15 protein-coding genes are annotated in these 17,984 nt (G+C 70.6%); 11 read left to right on the top strand and 4 right to left on the bottom strand.

Annotated elements, in window-relative coordinates; genetic code table 11:
• The first annotated feature begins 22 nt into the window (after positions 1–22).
• The 6 genes from ACIBO2_RS36370 (at position 23) to ACIBO2_RS36345 (ending at position 6,535) form a co-directional block, all read left to right on the top strand.
• Positions 23–835 carry an ABC transporter permease gene (locus ACIBO2_RS36370; RefSeq protein WP_357648416.1) on the top strand — a complete coding sequence of 271 codons (813 nt, stop codon included), beginning with the start codon at positions 23–25 and terminating at the stop codon, positions 833–835.
• A 21-nt stretch (positions 836–856) separates the two neighbouring features.
• On the top strand, positions 857–2,014 hold the full coding sequence (locus ACIBO2_RS36365) for a YcaO-like family protein (protein ID WP_358544923.1): 1,158 nt from the start codon (positions 857–859) through the stop codon (positions 2,012–2,014).
• A 28-nt stretch (positions 2,015–2,042) separates the two neighbouring features.
• A complete protein-coding gene (locus ACIBO2_RS36360; RefSeq protein ID WP_397302876.1) occupies positions 2,043–3,377 on the top strand; it encodes a TfuA-like protein in 1,335 nt (444 codons plus the stop codon).
• A complete protein-coding gene (locus tag ACIBO2_RS36355) occupies positions 3,374–4,588 on the top strand; it encodes a cytochrome P450 (RefSeq protein ID WP_397302874.1) in 1,215 nt (404 codons plus the stop codon). The genes ACIBO2_RS36360 and ACIBO2_RS36355 overlap by 4 nt, the downstream gene beginning before the upstream one ends.
• Positions 4,585–5,601: a methyltransferase gene (locus ACIBO2_RS36350; RefSeq protein WP_397302872.1), complete on the top strand. Its 1,017-nt coding sequence runs from the start codon at positions 4,585–4,587 to the stop codon at positions 5,599–5,601. The genes ACIBO2_RS36355 and ACIBO2_RS36350 overlap by 4 nt, the downstream gene beginning before the upstream one ends.
• A 214-nt stretch (positions 5,602–5,815) precedes the next feature.
• On the top strand, positions 5,816–6,535 hold the full coding sequence (locus ACIBO2_RS36345; RefSeq protein WP_358544919.1) for a response regulator transcription factor: 720 nt from the start codon (positions 5,816–5,818) through the stop codon (positions 6,533–6,535).
• Here the strand turns inward: ACIBO2_RS36345 and ACIBO2_RS36340 are convergent.
• The 4 genes from ACIBO2_RS36340 to ACIBO2_RS36325 form a co-directional block, all read right to left on the bottom strand.
• Positions 6,495–7,961, bottom strand: a complete 1,467-nt coding sequence (locus tag ACIBO2_RS36340; protein ID WP_397302869.1) for an NAD(P)/FAD-dependent oxidoreductase — start codon at positions 7,959–7,961, stop codon at positions 6,495–6,497. The two genes, ACIBO2_RS36345 and ACIBO2_RS36340, sit on opposite strands and share 41 nt — an antisense overlap.
• Positions 7,958–8,236, bottom strand: a complete 279-nt coding sequence (locus ACIBO2_RS36335) for a PqqD family protein (RefSeq protein WP_225288903.1) — start codon at positions 8,234–8,236, stop codon at positions 7,958–7,960. Before ACIBO2_RS36335 ends, ACIBO2_RS36340 begins: the two co-directional genes overlap by 4 nt.
• Positions 8,237–8,248: 12 nt before the next feature.
• Positions 8,249–9,691 carry a StsB family radical SAM/SPASM domain sactipeptide maturase gene (gene stsB, locus ACIBO2_RS36330; protein WP_358544916.1) on the bottom strand — a complete coding sequence of 481 codons (1,443 nt, stop codon included), beginning with the start codon at positions 9,689–9,691 and terminating at the stop codon, positions 8,249–8,251.
• A gap of 87 nt (positions 9,692–9,778) precedes the next feature.
• Positions 9,779–10,060: a StsA-related sactipeptide RiPP gene (locus ACIBO2_RS36325; protein WP_358544915.1), complete on the bottom strand. Its 282-nt coding sequence runs from the start codon at positions 10,058–10,060 to the stop codon at positions 9,779–9,781.
• Positions 10,061–10,241: 181 nt separating this feature from the next.
• On the opposite strand from ACIBO2_RS36325, the gene ACIBO2_RS36320 reads away from it, so the two are divergent.
• From ACIBO2_RS36320 to ACIBO2_RS36300, 5 genes are all read left to right on the top strand, one after another.
• On the top strand, positions 10,242–10,442 hold the full coding sequence (locus ACIBO2_RS36320; RefSeq protein WP_225288900.1) for an aroma-sacti cluster domain-containing protein: 201 nt from the start codon (positions 10,242–10,244) through the stop codon (positions 10,440–10,442).
• Positions 10,439–13,459 carry an AAA family ATPase gene (locus ACIBO2_RS36315; protein ID WP_358544914.1) on the top strand — a complete coding sequence of 1,007 codons (3,021 nt, stop codon included), beginning with the start codon at positions 10,439–10,441 and terminating at the stop codon, positions 13,457–13,459. The genes ACIBO2_RS36320 and ACIBO2_RS36315 overlap by 4 nt, the downstream gene beginning before the upstream one ends.
• Positions 13,456–14,328 carry a S8 family serine peptidase gene (locus ACIBO2_RS36310; protein ID WP_358544913.1) on the top strand — a complete coding sequence of 291 codons (873 nt, stop codon included), beginning with the start codon at positions 13,456–13,458 and terminating at the stop codon, positions 14,326–14,328. The genes ACIBO2_RS36315 and ACIBO2_RS36310 overlap by 4 nt, the downstream gene beginning before the upstream one ends.
• Positions 14,318–14,938 (top strand): GAF domain-containing protein, encoded by a 621-nt coding sequence (locus tag ACIBO2_RS36305; RefSeq protein WP_397302863.1) that lies wholly within the window; start codon positions 14,318–14,320, stop codon positions 14,936–14,938. The genes ACIBO2_RS36310 and ACIBO2_RS36305 overlap by 11 nt, the downstream gene beginning before the upstream one ends.
• Positions 14,939–15,205: 267 nt before the next feature.
• The gene (locus tag ACIBO2_RS36300; RefSeq protein WP_397302860.1) at positions 15,206–17,884 is read left to right on the top strand and encodes a LuxR C-terminal-related transcriptional regulator; all 2,679 of its coding nucleotides are present in this window, start codon (positions 15,206–15,208) and stop codon (positions 17,882–17,884) included.
• The last annotated feature ends 100 nt before the right edge of the window (positions 17,885–17,984 follow it).

The following is a 17,984-nucleotide window of genomic DNA, read 5'->3' as shown; positions in this document are numbered from 1 at the left end:
GATCCCGACAAAAGGGGAAAACGTGGCCGCCAAGCTGGCATTCGACAACACTCCTCCGACCGGGACCCCGAAGGCGGCCGACCTGTCCGCGGTGCTCTACCGCGAGTACGCGCTGCTCGCCCGCAACCGGGTGTATCTCATCCTCGGCCTGGCCCCGATGCTGATCTACCTGCTGCTCGTGAACACCTCGCTGGGCAACCTCCTCAGAGTCGTCCACTACAAGGGCGTCGACGTACCGTTCACGATCTTCCTGCTGCCCATGACGCTGGCGATGTCGGTCGTCAGCGCGGCGGGGACGTCCGGCATGGCGGTGTTCCAGGAGGAGATGAGCGGCGCGGCGACGCAGCTGTGGTCCTACCCGTTGCGCCGGTCGCGGTTCCTGCTCGGCAAGGTGATCGCGGGAGTGTCGCTGGTGCTGGGACAGGCGCTGCTGGCCCTCGGCGTGGCGGTGCTCATCTTCGCGTTGCCGTTCGACCTGCAAGCCTGGGTCGGCCTGCTGTCGACGCTCACGCTGGCCGCCCTGGCCTTCAACGGGCTGTATCTGGCGACGGCCATCTTGATCACCGACTACCAGGTCTTCATGCTGCTGTCGAACGTGTCGATCCCCGTTCTCGTGTTCAGCGCCCCGTCGCTCTACCCGATCGACAGCATGCCCACCGTGCTGCAGTGGGTGGCGATGATCAACCCGCTGACGTACGCGATCGACGGCATGCGCAACGCCGCGTTCTTCGGTTTCGCCGACGCGTGGCAGGACCTCCTGGTGCTGGCCGTACTGGCGGCCATCAGCTACACCGTGGGCGGCCGCGCGCTGATCAAGCGCGCCCGCAACATCTGATCTCGTCAAGGGCAGGGGACGATGCGGACAGACAACTCCTCTCTCTCGTGGCTTCTGTCGCGGTCCGACCGGTCCAAGGTCCGGCTGCCGGGCACGGACAGAGCGCACGACCCGACGGCCACGCTGGAGATGGCCGGCCGGGCGGCCCGGATGGTCGGGATCACCAGGGTCGCGGACATCACCAGGCTGGACACCATCGGAATCCCGACTTTTCAGGCGATCAGACCGACTTCCCGGACGCTCGCCGTGTCTCAGGGGAAAGGGATCACGCCCGAGCTGGCGAAACTGTCCGCGATGATGGAGGCCGTCGAGCTCTGGCATGCCGAACAGCCCATGACGCCGGTGACGACCGCGCCTCCGCGAGACGTCAGCGGGCAACTGGGCTATGACGTCCGTGACCTCCCGCTCTCCCCGCCGACCGTGCTGCATGACGGGCTGCCGCTGGACTGGGTCGCCGGCCGGTCGCTGGTCGACGGCTCGGAGCGGCTGGTTCCCAGGGAATCGGTGGGATTCTCCCTCCTGCGCAAGACCGGCTGGAACCCGCCGGTGTTCTTCGAGTCGACCAATGGCCTGGCGAGCGGGAACACGCTGGTCGAGGCCGTTCTGCACGCGCTGTACGAGGTGATCGAGCGGGACGCCGTGACCACGGCGATGACCGGCGGCGACAAGGGCGTCCTCGTCGATCCGGAGACGCTGGGGTCGCCGGTCGTCGACGAGCTGTGCGGGATGCTCACGCGGGCCCGGGTCGGTCTCGAGGTCAGGTCCCTGCCGTCGCCCACCGGGTTACCGTGCTTCCTCGCCCGGATCTCCTGCGACGACTATCCACCCGCGTTCATGGGATTCGGCTGCCACCTCGGCTCGGAGATAGCGCTCACCCGGGCCGTCACCGAGGCCGCGCAGGCCAGGCTCGGCTACATCTCGGGTGCGAGAGACGACCTCCATCCGGGCGTCCACGACGGCGCGCGGCACCGGGCCGCGCCCGCGGCGGACACCGGCGAGGCGATCCCGAAGCTGACGGCCCACCAGAGCCTGGTCGATGACCTGGCGGACGTGGTCGGGCGGGCCGCGGCCGCGTTCTCCGCCGCCCCGCTCGTCATCGATCTGACGAGGGACGAGATCGGCGTCCCGGTGGTCAGAGTGGTGGCGCCGGGCAGCCGCGTCACCCCGGAGGTGTTCTAGTGAGCCGCCAGAAGACAGAGGTGTTCTTGTGAGCCGCCAGAAGACGGTCGTCTACGCCGGGCCGACGATCTCGCACGACGAGGTCCGCGCCGTGCTTCCCGAGGCACAGGCGCGGCCGCCGGTGGCCCGGGGCGATCTCCTCAGGCAGGAGTGGAGCCGGGAGGACACCGCCGTCATCATCGACGGGTATTACCGGGAACGGCTGTCCGTGGGCCACAAGGAGATCCTCTGGCTGCTCAACGAAGGCGTGAACGTCATCGGGGCGGCCAGCATGGGGGCGCTGCGGGCGGCGGAGCTGAGCCCGTACGGCATGCGGGGCGTCGGGTCGGTCTTCCGCATGTACGCGAGCGGCGAGGTCGACGGGGATGACGAGGTGGCGGTCCTGCACGGGCCCGTGGAGCGGGGATATCCCGCTGACACGGTGGCGATGGTCAACATCCGCTACGGCTGCCAGGAGGGTGCCAAGAGCGGCCTGGTTCCGGCGGCGACCGCCGAGCGAATCGTCGAAGCGGCGAGGTCGAGGCCCTTCGTACAGCGGACCTGGCGCGAGCTGGGAGAGGCCCTGGGCCCGGACGCCGGTGACGCGCTGAGCACGCTGGAGCGGAAGATCGGCACGGGTGAGTGGGACCTGAAGCGACTGGACGCGATGGCGGCCCTGGAAGCCGTCGGCGGACACCAGGCCGAAGCGCCCAGCGCGTGGACGGCCGAACCCAGTACGTGGGCGGCCGAGGCGGCTCTGACGGGGATCACCCACTATGAGGCGCTGGCCTGGCGGTCGATGCGCGAGTACGCGCCGGGCAGGTGGATGTCCGATCTCGATGTCCTGGACGCGGCGCGGCTGTTCGGCCAGGACTACCCGAAGCTGCACGAGGAGACCCTGACCGGCCTCTTGGCGGACTTCGCCGCCGCGCGGGGCCTGGGGCTGGAGGCGTACACGCGCGCCAGACTCGGCGTCGATGACCGCGCCGACCTGCCGCACGTCCTCGCGCCCTGGCTGGCCGAGACGGAGCGGGCCGCCCTGCCCGTCGCCGAGCAACTCCGGTTGGTCATGGTGCGGGTGTGGCCGGTCTGGCAGTCGGAGGATTGGCGGCCGATCATCCTGGAGCGGATCCGGGAATCGAGCCGCTGGCCCGAGTGGTCCGACATCGTGGCCCGTGCCGACGAGATCGCGGAACAGAGCCTCGGCCGCGTGGTCATCCCGGCGCCGGCGATCTGCGGACGGATCTTCTCCCGTCACTGGAACGGCCCGGGAACGACCGCGGAGGTCGAGCTGGCGCGGCGCGGGTTCCTCAGCATGGCGGATCTGGGACAGACCGCCGCCAGGTTCTTCGCCCTGGACGTGCACAAGGCCAAGGGGCGATGAGCGCGACCGGGCTTGAGCAGGCGTTCGACCCGAGCGCCTCGCGGCACCGCCGGGACCCGCACCCGCTCTTCCACCGCATGCGCGAGCGGGCGCCGGTCTACCGCCACGCCCCGGCCAACGGTCGCGTGTCCTGGTATCTGACCCGCTACGCCGACGTGCAGCGCGCGCTGCACCACCCGGACATAGGACGCGAGCTCGACCGGCTGCCCGGCGAGCTGGCCGCCTCTCACCGCCGGTGGGAGAACGACCCGCTGGCGATGGTGCGGCGGAACATGTTCAACCTCGACCCGCCCGACCACACCCGGCTGCGGCGGCTGATGGCGCCCGCGTTCGGTCCCCGGACGGTGGCGGCGCTGGAGCGGCGCATCGATCAGGTCGTCGGCGAGCTGGTCGACGACCTGGCGGCCGCCGGCGACGGAGCCGACCTGATCGAGCTCCTGGCCCTGCCGCTGCCGATCCTGATCGTCGCGGACCTGGTCGGCTTCCCGATCGGCGACCGGGGCCGGCTGCGCGGGTGGAGCGACGACATGCTGCGCAGCCGGGACGCGGTGCTGGTGCGCCGCACCGGAGTCGCGTTCGTCGCCTACGTCAACGAGCAGCTCGACGAGCGCCGGGCCCATCCGGGCGCGGACCTGCTGTCCCAGCTCGTCCGGTCAACGGAGATCACGCACGCCGAGCTGGTGTCCAGCGTGTTCCAGTTACTGCTGGCCGGGGACGAGACGACGGTCAATCTCATCGGCAACGGAGTCCTGGAACTTCTACGCCATCCTGACCAGCTCGAACGCCTCCGCGCCCAGCCGCAGCTGATCGACTCCGCGGTGGAGGAGGTGCTGCGGTTCAACGGCCCGGTCGGGCACTCCCGGCCGCTGTTCGCGCTGGCCGACGTGGACATCGGGCCGACGGTGATCCCCCAGGGTGACATCGTCGTGCCAGTACTGCTGGCCGCCAACCGCGACCCGGCGGTGTTCGACCGGCCGGACGTCTTCGACATCGGCCGCACCCCGAATCGGCACCTGGGCTTCGGCCACGGAATCCACTTCTGCCTCGGTGCCGCGCTGGCCCGGCTGCAGGCCCGGGCCGCCATCGGCGCGCTGGTGCGCCGCTTCCCCGGCCTGGCCCTGGCCGTCGATCCGGCCGAGCTGGAATGGACGCCGGACCTGTTCCTGCATGGTGTACGCCACCTGCCGCTGCTGTTGGAGAAGAGCCCATGATCAAGGGGTACGCGGAGCTGTCCCGTATGGCGTTCGGCTACGCCGGCTCGCAGATCCTGTACGCGGCCGTCCGCCTGGGCATTCCAGAGGCCCTTGCCGCCGGCGCGCTGCCGGCCGAGAAACTGGCGCACGCCATCGGGGCCGACCCACGAGCGCTGGAGCGGCTGTCGCGAGCCCTGGTGGTCCTGGGCGTGGTCGACGAGGTGGCGCCGGGACACCTCGCGCTGGCCGAGCTGGGTCAGCCGCTGCGCGCCGACCACCCATGGTCGATGCGCTCCAGCGTGCTGCTGCTCGGCGACCCCGCGACCTGGCAGGCATGGGGGGCGTTGACCCACAGCGTACGAACGGGTGCGGCCGCCTTCGACCACGTGCACGACCAGCCGCTCTTCGACTACCTCGCCGGCCATCCGGGCCTGTCGGAGATCTTCAACACGGCCATGCGCGAGGGCACCGAGCGCGTCGCGTCAGAGGTCGCCCAGGCGTACGACTTCACCGGTGTCCGCACCGTGGTCGACATCGGGGGCGGAAACGGCGCGCTGCTCGCCGCGGTGCTGGCGGCCACGCCCGGCGCTCAGGGCATCCTGTACGACACCGCCGACGGCGGGGCGTCCGCCACTGAAACGTTCAGGCGAGCGGGACTGTCGGATCGGTGCACCAGGCAAGTGGGCGATTTCTTCGAGTCCGTGCCCGAAGGCGATCTCATGCTGCTGAAAGGCGTCCTGCACGACTGGGACGACCAGCGCTGCACCGCGCTGCTGCGTAACTGCCGCGCTTCGATCGCGACGGGCGGGCGCCTGCTGGTGCTGGAACCGGTGCTGCCGGCCAGACTCGGCACCCCGGAGGCGGCCGGCGTCGTCATGAGCGACATCGCCATGCTCGTCTACACCGGCGGCTGGGAACGCGACCGGGCCGAGTTCCACGCCCTGCTCGCGGCCGGCGGGTTCGACCTGGCCGACGTCACAGCGCCGCTGCGGGGTTCGGCGATCCGGATCCTCGTCGCGGATCCGTCCTGAGGGCCGATCCTCCGGTTGTCCGCCTCGACGTCCCGATGTCCCGGCACATGGCCCGATTGCCCGGTTGCCGTCCCGACAACGCGGACTACAGACAGTCATGAGTACTTCTCACATGCGGTCGGCCGACGTGAGTAACCCCGCTGCTCTGGCTGTCCGGGAAGCGGACGCGCATAGTGTGCCGGTCGAGCAAACGGGCTCAAACTCGGGTGGTCAGGTGGCGCAACCGATTGACGCGAGCCCTGCCGGCGAGGCCATGCCCATTCTGCGGGTCGTCGTGGGCGAGCCGGACCGGGTGGTGCGCGCCAGGCTCAGGAGCGTGCTCCACATGGGCAACGGCATCTATGTGGTGGGCGAGGCCGGTGCCGCCGACCGGCTGGGCGATCTGGTCGTCAGGCATCGGCCGAGGGTGGCGGTGGTGAACGCGGCGCTGCGGCAGGCGGACGGCGTGGAGTTCGCCCGGATCGTCGCGGCGCAGGCGAGGAACGGGATGCGGGTGGTGGTGGTCTCCGAAGCGCTGGACGAGGAGTTGCTCGGACGCGCGCTACGCGGGGGCGCGGGCGGTTTCGTGCACCGGGCGTCGCTGGTCGAGGAGATCGTGCCCGCGATCCGGCTGGTCGCCGCCGGGCACACGTTCATCTCCAGCTCGATGATCACGCGCCTCCGTGATCGCATCGCCGCGGTGACCACCGGGGTCGATCATCGGCTCGCGGAGCTCACCCGCCGCGAGGCCGAGGTGCTGGCGCTCGTCGCGGCCGGCCTGTCGAACGCCGGTATCGCCGACAAGCTCGGCATCGGCACCGGAACAGTCCGTTCGCACCTGGCGCGCATCCTCACCAAGCTGTCGGCGGCGAACCGGGCGCACGCGGTCGGCATCGCCTACGAATCCGGCTTCATCACCGCAGGCTCGGCTCACGGCCGCCGCGCACGCGGTTGAGCGCGTCCCACCACGCGTGCAGCGCGGGGTACTGCATGACGGCTTCCCGCGTGGTGAGAAGGGGATCCGGTTCTCCCGTCAGCGCCCGTGCCACTGCCGATCCGTCTTTCTCGGCCCGTACGGGCATCAAGGTCTGAGTGCGGAAGAAATCGGCGGCCAGCTCCGGGCTGCTCAGCAGGGCCCGCGTCCTGCGGGCGAGAATCTCGCGCTCGAACGCGGTCGCTTCCCGCCGCCCGGCCGGCCCCGCGCCCTCCGCGACCGCCACTCGCCCGGCCAGCCCCGCGTCCTGCGCGAGCGCCATCCGCCATGACGATTCCGCCTCCGCCATCATGGCCGCCTGCAGTTCGGCGGAGGCGGCCGGATCGAACCCGCGCCGCGTCAGCTCCCTGTCCAGCCGGAGCGTGCTCAGCGCGGCGACCGACATCCCGTGCGAGTGAACGGGATTCACCGCGACGACCGCGTCACCGATCGCGACGAAGCCGGCGGGCAGGCGCGCTCGTTCGAAGTACCTTCGCCGGTTCGAGGTGTCACGGTACGGCCGGATGCCGCCGAGCGGTGTGGCCGCCGCCATGAGGTCCGCCACGATCGGATCGCGCAGCGAGCGCGCGAAGTCCGCGAAGCCCCGCTCGTCCGCGGGCGGCTCGCCGCCCCGGGTGCCGGTCAGGGTGACGATCCACCGGCCGTCCTCGATCGGGAACAGCGTCGCCCCCTGGCCCGGCCGCCCCGCCACCGGACGCGGGTGCAGCATGATGGCCGGCATCTCGCCGGTGAGTTCGGCGGGCGCCTGATAGACCCTGGTGGAGTAGGCCAGCCCGGTTGAGACGGTCGTCTCCTCGATCTCCGCCCCGCCGAGCTCGGCCAGCCACCGTGGCGCCTTCGATCTGCGCCCGGTCGCGTCGACGACGAGATCCGCCTCGATCGTCTCCGGCGCGGCGCCCTCACGGCTGACCGAGACCCCGGTGACCCGGCGCGCGTCGCCCACCAGGCCGAGCGCCCGCGTGCCCGTCCAGGTCGAGACTGCGGCCAGCGCCCGCGTCCCCGTCCAGGTCGAGACGGCGCCCAGCGCCCGCTTCCGTACCACCTGGTCCAGGAGGCCCCGGCTGCAGGAGATGAGGTACGCCCCGGTGTCCAGCCGCCGGAACCACCCCACCGCGGCGAGGATCAGCGCGTCGCCGGGCAGGCGGCGGTGATGCGCGCCGCGCGCGAAGAGCTCTTCGAGAGTCCCCGGAAGCAGCTCCTGCAGCGCCCGTGCGCCACCGGCCACGAGGACGTGGCTGTGCTGTGACTGGGGTAGTCCCCGCCGGGCACGGGGAACGGACGGATAGTGATCGTTCTCGATCACGATCACGTCGTCCGCGTGCCTGGCGAGCACGGCGCCGGCCAGCGATCCCGCGAAGCCGCCGCCGAGGACGACCGCTCTGGTCATGCAGGGTGCTCTTCGATCAGACCCCGTTCGATCATGCTGCCGAGGAACTCCTGTACGTCCTTCAGCACGCGGACGCTCATCGCGAGGTTGTCGCCGGCGAACTCATGGGACAGCTTCGCGACGATCGGCTCCCGCTCCCCGTCGCTCGCGACGAGCTCCCATATCCGGGAACCGGTCTCGTTCAGGGTGTGGAAGTCCCCGGTTTCGGCGTGATAGAGCGAGATGCCCCCCGCGGTCTCCTGCCAAATCACCGAGTCACTGATCTGGAGTGACACACTCCACCTCCTCTATACCGGCGTTATGGGAAGCAGCTCGCGGACCTTGACGGCCTCGGCTGAGGGGCGAACATAGGTCTTCCAGTCGTCGAAGACCGGATGGACGTCGTCGTTGACGAGCAGGCGGGGCGTCTGCATTTCCGGATCCTCGGCGAGTTCTGCGGGGTCGACGCCGGATTCCAGCCAGAGCTGCGTGACGATGCCGTGCCGCAGGATCCTGCACTGATGACGGCTGTTGCGCCGCAGGTCTCCCGACTCCGCCATGTGAGAGGCGCGGCAGCCTCCGCCGCAGGAGGACTTGATGTAGCACTTCGCGCAGTCGGCGTGGTAGTCGCCGCCGAACACGGAGCTCGTCCGCATGTCGTACAGGACCGGGCTGCCGAAGATCTCCGCCAGGGATTGCCGTCTCACGTTGCCCGCGAAGTGTGAGCGTCCCGTGACGAGCTTGCACGGGTAGACGTCGCCCAGCGAGTTGATGTAGATCTCGTTGCCGCCCATCCCGCAGTTGGCCTTCACCGAGCACAGCTTCAGCGTCTTCGGCCCGTCCGGGAGCAGCTTGCCGGCGACGGGTGAGGTCCAGGTGAGCTGCTGGATCCGCAGATGGTCGTCCCAGCCGAAGTCGTACTCGTCGCTCTCTCCCCGGCCCAGGTTGTTGTGGTACATCAGCCGGATGCTGTTCACCTCGATCCCCTCCATGAACGAGGCGAAGCCTTCGAGCTCCTCGACGTTCTCCGAGGTGACGATATGGTTGATCAACGGCACGACGCCCGCGTCGTTGAGCAGCTTCAGGGCCTTGTGGGTCTTGGCGAAGGAGCCGGCGCCCCGCGTGCGGTCGTGCGTCTCGGCCGTGCCGCCGTCGACGCTCACCGTGACGCTGCCGAACAGCTCGGCGAACCGCTCCGCCATCGCGGGAGTCCTGATCATGGTGGCGTTGGTGATGATGTTCGACGTCAGGCCGCTCCGGTTGGCATGCTCCACGATCTGGAACAGGTCTTTCCTGAGCATGGGCTCGCCGCCGGTGAAGACCACGGTGGAGGCGCCGAAGTCGGCGATCTGGGAGACCAGGCTGAGCGACTCCTCGGTGTTGAGCTCACCCGGCAGGCACTTCTCCGAGGACGCGTAGCAGTAGGGGCAGCGAAGGTTGCAGCCGTCGGTGATGGCGTAGTACGCCATGCGGAGCGGCGGCTCCTTCAGCTTGATCCGCGGATGGTTGCCGTTGTAGTAGACGATCCAGCTCAGAATGAGTTTGGCGAGGACCCGATCGGTCTCGTCGGTCTCTTCGAGCCGCGCGTTGGGCCGGGTCAAGGCTCGCAGGACGCCGAACTCACGCGAATCGAGGACACACCGACCGCCGGAATGCGGATTGACGACCAGATGATTACCGGCGTGCATGAAGTAGGTAAGGTCTTCTGGTACGTAGAACAACGCGTGGTTCCGGGCCAGCTTCCCAGACATCCAGTTCCCTTCACGCTCTCAGCGGCAGGCGCGGCCCCGGCCTTGTCCGGCGACAGGTGACCGGGGCCGCACCCGTGAGCCGTCGGACTAGGGGTTCGGCTTGGTCGGGGTGGACCCGGACCCGGACCCGGACCAGGCTCCGCACAGGCACGACGCTTCGGGGGACTCGTTGTGCACCTCGACCTCGGGCGTTGCCCACTGGCCGCCCGCCATGACCACGGGCAGTGCGGCGGGAAGCTTGTCCTTCAGCGAGATGAGCAGGTCGGTTTCCTCTTTGGTCAAGGTGGCGAACGCCGCCTCGACTTCCGCGGCGATCGGGTCGTGCAGGACGCCGGCTTCGCGCAGGGCTTCCTTCGGATCGAAGGCCATGCCTTCACCTCTCCGTCTTAAGGGGGACGCGTTGCAGGTCGAGTATCGGCTGGCGATGCGGAGGCGACACAACCCCACAAATGTGGGCTAAACGCCTTTCACCAGGCAGAGCGAAGAGCACACGAATGTGGGTGTCCTGATCTCTTGCGAACCCTGATGAGCCGTTTCAGGCTTGTGGTTCATGAACGCAACCGGATCGGGCGGGTTCGACGCGCTGGCCACGCTGCGGGCGGGCGGGCACCCCATCGACCTGCTCGATGAGCGGCAGCGAACCGTGTTCGCCTCGCTCACGGAGACCGAGGTCGCCGTACTGAACTCGATCAAGAAGCGTCTGGACGACCACACCGGCGAGGTGGAAGGACAGGAGCTCAAGCTCGTATGAGTGACAGGGATCCGCGACCCACCCGCCGTAACGTCGTGGTCCTGTTCATCGACATCGTGGGGTCGACGGAGCTCGCCGAGCGTCTCGACCCCGAACTGCTCCTGCGCATCCTCGACCGCTACTACGCGGCGTGCCGGACGGAGATCTTCGAGCACGGCGGCGCCGTGGAGAAGTACATCGGCGACGCGATCATGGCGGTGTTCGGCGTCCCGCTCAGCCGCGAGGACGACGCGCTGCGGGCCGTCCTCGCGGCGGACGCGGCGATGACGGCCGTGCACCGGCTCAGCGCCGAGATAGCCCCCACCCATGGAGTCCGGCTGGACGCCCATTGCGGCATCGCCTTCGGCGAGGTGATGGTCGCCGACGGGTCCGGCTCAAACGTGCGGGTGATCGGTGACACGGTCAACACCGCGAGCCGGCTGCAGTCCGCGGCGGGCGACGGCGAGATCCTCCTGGGCGACGACGTGGCCCGCCTGGTCAGGCAGCACGCGCTGCTGGACGGCGTTCCCCCGCTCACGCTCAAGGGCAAGAGAGATCCGGTACGGGCGTGGCGGCTCGTCACCGTGGAGCCCGATCGCGGCGCGCCGGAGGCGGACACGGTCCCGTTGATCGGCCGGACCGAGGAGTTGCAGCAGCTGACGCGCTTCCATGACCGCGTCGTACGCGGGCGGCAGTGCTGCATGGCCACCCTGCTCGGCGTTCCGGGCATCGGCAAGTCCCGGCTCGTCAGGGAGTTTCTGACGAACCTGCCCGAGGACGTGACCGTGCTCGCCGGCCGGTGCCCGTCCTACGGCATCGGCGCCACGTACCGGCCCATCACGGAGATGCTGGAAGCCCTCAACGGCGACTGGCCCGCCATCGCCGAGGCCGTGGGAACGGAAGGCGAGCGGGCGTTGCGCGGGCTGGCGTGCCGTGGTGACGCGGAGTACCAGGACGACACTCCCGGGGTCGCGGAGATCGCGCAGGCCGTACGGTCGCTGTTCGAGGTGCTCGCCCAGCGCCGGCCGCTGGTGGTGGTGCTGGACAACCTGCAGTGGGCCGAGCCGACCCTCCTCGACCTGATCGAGGACTGCTCGGCGTGGCTCGCCGACGTGCCCGTGCTCCTCGTCTGCGTCGCCCGGCCCGAGCTCTACGAGGCCCGCCCCTCCTGGGGAGGGGGCATGACCTGCGCCATGTCGCTGGAGCTCGGTCCGATGAGCCCGCCGCACATGGCCCGGCTCGTCGCCGAGCTCCGCGCCGGGCGGGCGGACGTCGTCGCCCACGACGACGACGGCACCTACCAGCGGGTGATCCACGGTTCGGACGGCAACCCGCTCTTCGCCGAGCTGATGCTGGAGACCCTCGCCGAGGGCGCCGCCTCCCTCCCGCCCACCATCCAGGCGCTGCTCGGGGCCCGGCTGGATCGGCTGGACGCGGCCGAGCGCCAGGTGCTCGAACGGGCCGCGACCATCGGGCACTCCTTCTCGGTGGAGCAGCTGGAGGTCCTCTTCGACGGCGAACCCGCCATGACGGCCGCTCCGCTGAGCCGGTTGCGGCGCGAGCGCCTCATCCGGCGTGGCGCGCTGCCGGGAGCGTACGAGTTCGCGCAGACCCTCACCCGGGAGACCGTGTACGCGCTGACGAGCAAGGAGGTGCGGGCGGACTGGCACCGAAGGCTGGCCGACTGGTTCGGCGACCGGGCCGGCGACGCCTCGGAGCAGGCTCCCTTCCTCGGACCGGCGTCCGGCGACGTCAGCCGGCACCTGCTGGCGGCCTGCCGCCTCACCCGCCAGGTACGCCCCGGCGATCCGCTCCTGCCCGAGCTGACCGGCCGGGCCGCGGACCAGCTCATCAGGGACGGCGGTCAGGCGTTGCACCGCAGAGACCTGCCCGCGGCGATCGCGCTGCTGGAGCAGGGCCGGGAGATGCTGCCCCCGGGCAGGGACGAGCACCGGTCGCTGGCCGTCCGCATCAGCGACGCGGAGCTGGCACGGGGAGAGGCCGCCGCGGCGGCCGCGGCCCTGGACCGTGCGGAGGAGTTGCTGCCGGAAGACCCGCGAACCCAGCTCACCTGCGTGATCCAGCGGGAGGTCCTCGCCCTGCGCTCGGGCGCCCGCGCGCCGCAGCTCGAACCCCTTCGCGTACGGCTGGCGCTCGACCCCCGGGACGACCTGAGCTGGTGCCGCTTCCACCAGCTCCAAGCCCTGGTCCACATCCAGGAAGGCCGGTTCGGCGCCGCCGACCGCTCCCTGCGTGACGGGCTCGCGCCGGCCCGGCCGATGGGCGACCGTTACGAGGAGGACCGGCTCCTCGGCGGGCTGTGCGAGCTGGTGCAATGGTCTCCCACCCCGGTGCCCGAAGGGCTCGCGCTCTGCGCCGACCTGCTGGACCGGTTCGCCGGTGATCGCGCCCTGCTGGTGCCGGTGCTCGTCACCAGGGGCCGCCTGCTCGCGCTCTCCGGCGACCTCGGCGGCGCCCGTGAGTCGCTCGACACGGCCGGCCACTACGCGGAGGAGCTGCACCTCGGCCTCTCGGCGATCGCCGTCGTCCAGGTGCGGGGGCTGGTGGAATCCCTGGACGGCAACCACGAGGACGCGAGGGAGCTGTTCAGACGGGCCGCCGCCGCCCTCCGTACGGCAGGCCATGGGGGGCCCGCCGTCACCTTGGAGATCTACGCGGCGCGGGAGACCCTCCGGCAGGGAGACGTCCGGCAGGCGGCCGCGGAACTGGCGCGCGGCGGCGCGGAGCCGCCGCAGCTGCGCGGCGAGCTCACGGCCCTCGCGATGAGAGGCGCGATCGCCTCGTTCGACGGCGAGCACGCGGACGCGATGAGCGCCGCGGACCGTGCGACCGCGCTGCTCGAATCGACCGACGACCCTTGTCTGAGAGGGGACGTCCTGGTCGAGATCGCCCGGATCCGGCGGGCCGCCGGACACGACCCGGCCGAGGCCGCCCGGCGCGCGCTCGACGCGTACCTGAGCAAGGGCGCGAACCTGCCCGCGCGGCGCGTCCGCGACTGGATGAAGGGACTGCGATGAGCACGCCGCCCTGGCGCCGGAACCAGCGCGCGCACTTCCCCGGTGTGCCCGCGTGGGGGCTGGCCACCACGCGGCAGCCCCCGGAGCCCTTCCAGGTCAGCCCGCTGGCCGGGGTGACCAGGGAGTGGGCATGGGGTGGGGCCGACGGCACGGGAGTACGCGTGTGCGTCGTGGACACGGGCGTGGCGGGCGACCATCCCAAGATCGGCGGCCTGGATCGGTCGGTCGAGGTCGTCAGCGGGGACGAGGGCAGGCTGACCGTCGCCGAGTGCGCTCCCGTCGACCCGGCCGGGCACGGCACGGCCTGCGCCGGAGTGATCAGGTCGGTCGCCCCCGGAGCGGCGATCACCTCCGTACGCGCGCTCACCGACGGGAAGTCCGGCACCGGTGACGCCCTGGTGACCGGGCTGCGCTGGGCCATCGACCAGGGTTACGACCTGGTCAACCTCAGCCTGTCCAGCACGAGGTCGGGCCTGCGCGAATCCCTGCACGAGCTCGCCGACCGCGCGTACTTCCGGCGTTGCCTCCTGGTCGCCGCCGCGCACAACATGCCGGTGCTCAGCTACCCGTGGACGTTCTCCTCGGTCGTCTCGGTGGCCAGCCACGACGAGGCGGACCCGATGACGTACTACTACAACCCGGCGCCGCCCGCGGAGTTCCTCGCGCGAGGGGTCAGGGTGCCGGTCGCCTGGCCCGGCGGCCGGGAGATCCGCAGCACCGGCAACAGCTTCGCGGCGCCGCACATCACCGGCATCTGCGCGCTCATCCTGGGCAAGCATCCGTGGCTGACGCCGTTCCAGCTCAAGACGGTCCTCTACCTGGCCGCGGACAACACCATGACGCAGAACGGAGAGCCCCATGTCCGCTGACTTCCCTGACTCTCCCGATTCGCTGGACGGCACCGAGCGCAGGCTGCTGCAGTCGATCGTCGAGGTGGCCCGCCACATGTTCGGCGCCGCCGCCGCCTCCATCTTCCTCGTGGACCCCGACGCCGGTGACCTGGTCTTCGAAGCCGTCTCCGGCGAAGGCGAGAAAGAGCTGGTCGGGAGCCACTTTCCGGCGGGAACCGGGATCGCCGGCTGGGTCGCGGCGAGCGGGCAGCCGATGGTCGCGGACGACGTGTCGGCAGTGACGCAGTTCGCCCAAGACGCCGCGGAATCCACCGGTTACGTCCCGCGGACCATCATGGCGGCACCGCTCATCCGGTTCGAGGAATGCGTGGGGGTTCTGGAGGTGCTGGATCGCACGGCCTCCCGCAGCGATCTGGACGACATGGAGCTCCTGGGCATGTTCGCCACGCAGGCCGCCTGCGCCCTGGAACTCCTGCTCCGCGTGCGGCGGAGTGATGGCCGGGAGCCTCTCGCCGACCCGAACGCGCTGCTGCGGCGGATCGGCGAGAGGCTGCGGGGCAGGGACCGGTCGTCGGACGCGGCAGCCGTACGCCTGCTCGCCATCGCCGACGACCTCCTCGCACCGTAACGAACAGCCCGTCCACACCACCCCTTTGAGGCCATTTGTGCTTGTGCGGCCTCAAGTGGGTGGCCGTTGGCGCGTCCGGACACCGTCACGCGCGGTCACCATCCCGCCACGTCTGTTTGAAGGATGCCAAAGGGGAGCACGCTTCACGTGGAGAAGATCAAGGACCTGCCTGAGTTTCGGGCTGGGGACGCGGCATGAGAGTCGCCGCTGGGGGCATCTCCGGTCAGGGCACGACGTCGCAGTGTGACGACATCCGGAAGGGACGACATGGCAGACAGCCGTCCGCACGACGGACGCCCCGGGAACCTTTGGCCACTCGTCGGGCGCGCCGCGACGCTGCGCACGGTCCTGTCAGCGGCGACGCAGGCGGACGTCGGCGGCGTGGTGATCGTGGGACCGCCCGGTGTGGGCCGGACGCGCCTGGCCAAGGAGGCGGTCGCGCGGCTCACGGCGGCCGGTCACCCGACGGCCTGGGCGACGGGGACCCGTGCCGCCGGGGCGATCCCCTTGGGGTCATTGCTGCATCTCGCGCTCCCGCACGACGCCGCGGAGCCCGTCACCGCGCACATCTTCGGCCAGATCGTGGAACGTTTCACCGTTCCCACCGGGAAACGGCCGGTATTCGTCGTGGACGACACCCATCTGCTCGACGACGTCTCGGCCGCGCTGGTGTACCAGCTCGCCGTGCACACAAGGACCTTCGTGCTGCTCACCGTACGACAGGGGCACACGGCGCCCGACGTGATGACGGCGTTATGGAAGGAAGGGGTCGCCCGCCGCGTCGAGCTGCGGCCGCTGAGCGACAACGAGGTGGACACCCTGCTTGAGCGCGGCCTGGGCGGTCCGCTGGACGCCGTCACGCGGCACACGTTCCGCCGGCTGTCCGCCGGCAATCCGCTCGTGCTGCGCGAGCTCGCGCGGTCCGCGCTGGAGGGATCCGCGCTGCTGCGCCGCGACGGCCTCTGGCATCTGAGTGGCGAGCTGCGGATCACCGGCCGGCTCGGTGATCTGATCGAGGCGCAGATGCAGGTCGACGATCCGGCCGTGCTGGCCGTACTCGAGGTGCTCGCCTGTAAGGAGCCGCTCGGCCAGCCCGTGCTCGAAGAGCTCACCGGGCACTCCGCCGTAGTACGGGCCGAACGGCAGGGGCTGGTGGTGGTCGAACCCTCCGGCGCGCGGCACCAGGCGCGGCTCACGATACCCGCGTACGGGGAGGTCATCCGCGCACGCATGCCACGCGCCCGAGCGAACGAGATCTGGGCGCGGCTGGCCGAGTCCCTTGCCGCCTCGCCACGCCGCCGCGCGGACGACGCGTTCGAGCTGGTCATGTGGCGGCGCACCGCGGGCCTCGACTCCTCCGGCCAGGAGTTGCTGGCCGCCGCCGAACGCGCCGCCGAACGGTTGGAGCTCGAGGTCGCCGAGCGGCTGGCCACCGCGTCCGGTGCCGCTGACGGCGGGGTGGACGCGAACCTGACCCTGGCCGAGGTGCTGGCGTTGCAGGGCCGCTTCTCCGACGCGGCCGACGTACTCCCTGATCCGGGGGAATGCGACAACGAAGAACGCGCCGACCGGCGCGCGATAGTCAGGGAGAAGATCGAATACTGGCAGCACGAAGCAGCGCCGGCCCAGGGGAATCCGACCGGCGAGCGAGCGGCGGAGGCGGTGCGGGCCTGGACGATGCTGATCGAGGGACAGGTCGCGGGATCTCTCGCCATCGGTACGGCGCTGCTCACCCGGCCGGGACCCCGGCTGCCGGCGGAGGCGACGGCACGGGCGGCCACGGCGGTCGTGCTCGCCGCGGGTCTCATGGGAGACATCCGCCTCGTCGAACGAGCGAGCGCCACCGGTCTGGAGATCGCCTCGCCGTGGACAGAGGCTCAGGTCGGCGCCGCCAGATGCGTCGCCCTGACGCTCGCGGGCGCTCTCACCACCGCGGCCAAGGCCGTGGACATCGCCTATCGAGAAGCCGTCGAGACGCGGCAGGCCGCACCATTGGTCGGCCTGTGGGCGATCGTACGTGGCTTCGTGGCGAAGGCTCAGGGACGCGTGAAGCCGGCCCAGCAGGCACTGCGCGAGGCGGTCGTATTACTCGGTGAGCACGACCCGCTGCGATTACCGGCTTTCTACCTGGCCGAGCTGGCCGGCGCGTACGCGATGGCGGGAGACACCGTCCAGGCGGACGCGTGGCTCTGCCGAATGGATGCCAGCCCCCCGCCACGGGGTGCGCTCTTCGACGCCTGGATGGAGCGCGACCGCGCCTGGGTCGCCGCCGCCGCGCTCGATCTCTCCAGCGCCGCCGGCCACGCCCTCGGGGCCGCGAAGACCGCGGGCAAGGCCGGAGTGCCGATGATCGAGGCCCTGGCGTTGTTCGACGCCGCGCGATTCGGCGCCGCGAAGGAGGTGTACGACAGGCTGCACCAACTCGCCAGGAACACCGCCGCACCCGCGACGGCGGCCTTCGCCACGATGGCCACCGCACTCGCCACGGACGACGCTCACCTGCTCGCGGAGACGGCCGAGCGGCTACATCGCCTCGGCCATCTGCTGCCCGCCGCGGAGGCGGCCGCGACAGCCCACCGGCTGCATGCCGGGGCGCGTCGGCGTACGGCGGCCAAGGCCGCGCTCGTGTTCGCCCGTGAACTGCTCACCGAGTGCGACGGCGCCCGCACACCGCTGACGGACCTGGCAGGGACCCTCGATGTGTCGTTGACTCCTCGAGAGCTGCAGGTGGCGAAGCTGACCGCGGCGGGATTGCCCGGCCGCGCCGTCGCCGACCGCCTCGGCCTCTCGCTCCGAACGGTCAACAACCATCTGGGCCGGGTGTACGCCAAGCTCGGGGTGTCCGGGCGCGACGCACTCGCGCAGGTGCTGGGCCAGCCTGATGCGCTCGGCCAGCCGGTTGGCGAGGAACCCCACGCTCAAGAGCCCCTCCAGGGCGATGCCTGATTTTGCTGTTGAGTAGCCGGCAGCCTTTACCGGTCAGTTTGGATAGCACTCGGGAAAGGCGTTATGGAAGCGGTGGGCGACGCCTTCCGGCAGCACAGCT

It is taken from the genome of Nonomuraea sp. NPDC050022, assembly GCF_044460705.1.
Taxonomy (GTDB): Bacteria; Actinomycetota; Actinomycetes; order Streptosporangiales; family Streptosporangiaceae; genus Nonomuraea.
Note: the sequence above shows the minus strand (reverse complement) of the source record. Positions and strands in the feature narration are given on the sequence as shown.

What these genes read in the sequence shown, in the direction of transcription:
- ACIBO2_RS36310 (WP_358544913.1), top strand. Translation starts at nt 13,456, where the DNA reads ATGAGCACGCCGCCCTGGCGCCGGAACCAGCGCGCGCACTTCCCCGGT.
- ACIBO2_RS36315 (WP_358544914.1), top strand. Translation starts at nt 10,439, where the DNA reads ATGAGTGACAGGGATCCGCGACCCACCCGCCGTAACGTCGTGGTCCTG.
- ACIBO2_RS36340 (WP_397302869.1), bottom strand. Translation starts at nt 7,961, where the DNA reads ATGACCAGAGCGGTCGTCCTCGGCGGCGGCTTCGCGGGATCGCTGGCC.
- ACIBO2_RS36355 (WP_397302874.1), top strand. Translation starts at nt 3,374, where the DNA reads ATGAGCGCGACCGGGCTTGAGCAGGCGTTCGACCCGAGCGCCTCGCGG.
- ACIBO2_RS36325 (WP_358544915.1), bottom strand. Translation starts at nt 10,060, where the DNA reads ATGGCCTTCGATCCGAAGGAAGCCCTGCGCGAAGCCGGCGTCCTGCAC.
- ACIBO2_RS36300 (WP_397302860.1), top strand. Translation starts at nt 15,206, where the DNA reads ATGGCAGACAGCCGTCCGCACGACGGACGCCCCGGGAACCTTTGGCCA.
- ACIBO2_RS36365 (WP_358544923.1), top strand. Translation starts at nt 857, where the DNA reads ATGCGGACAGACAACTCCTCTCTCTCGTGGCTTCTGTCGCGGTCCGAC.
- stsB (WP_358544916.1), bottom strand. Translation starts at nt 9,691, where the DNA reads ATGTCTGGGAAGCTGGCCCGGAACCACGCGTTGTTCTACGTACCAGAA.
- ACIBO2_RS36350 (WP_397302872.1), top strand. Translation starts at nt 4,585, where the DNA reads ATGATCAAGGGGTACGCGGAGCTGTCCCGTATGGCGTTCGGCTACGCC.
- ACIBO2_RS36305 (WP_397302863.1), top strand. Translation starts at nt 14,318, where the DNA reads ATGTCCGCTGACTTCCCTGACTCTCCCGATTCGCTGGACGGCACCGAG.
- ACIBO2_RS36320 (WP_225288900.1), top strand. Translation starts at nt 10,242, where the DNA reads ATGAACGCAACCGGATCGGGCGGGTTCGACGCGCTGGCCACGCTGCGG.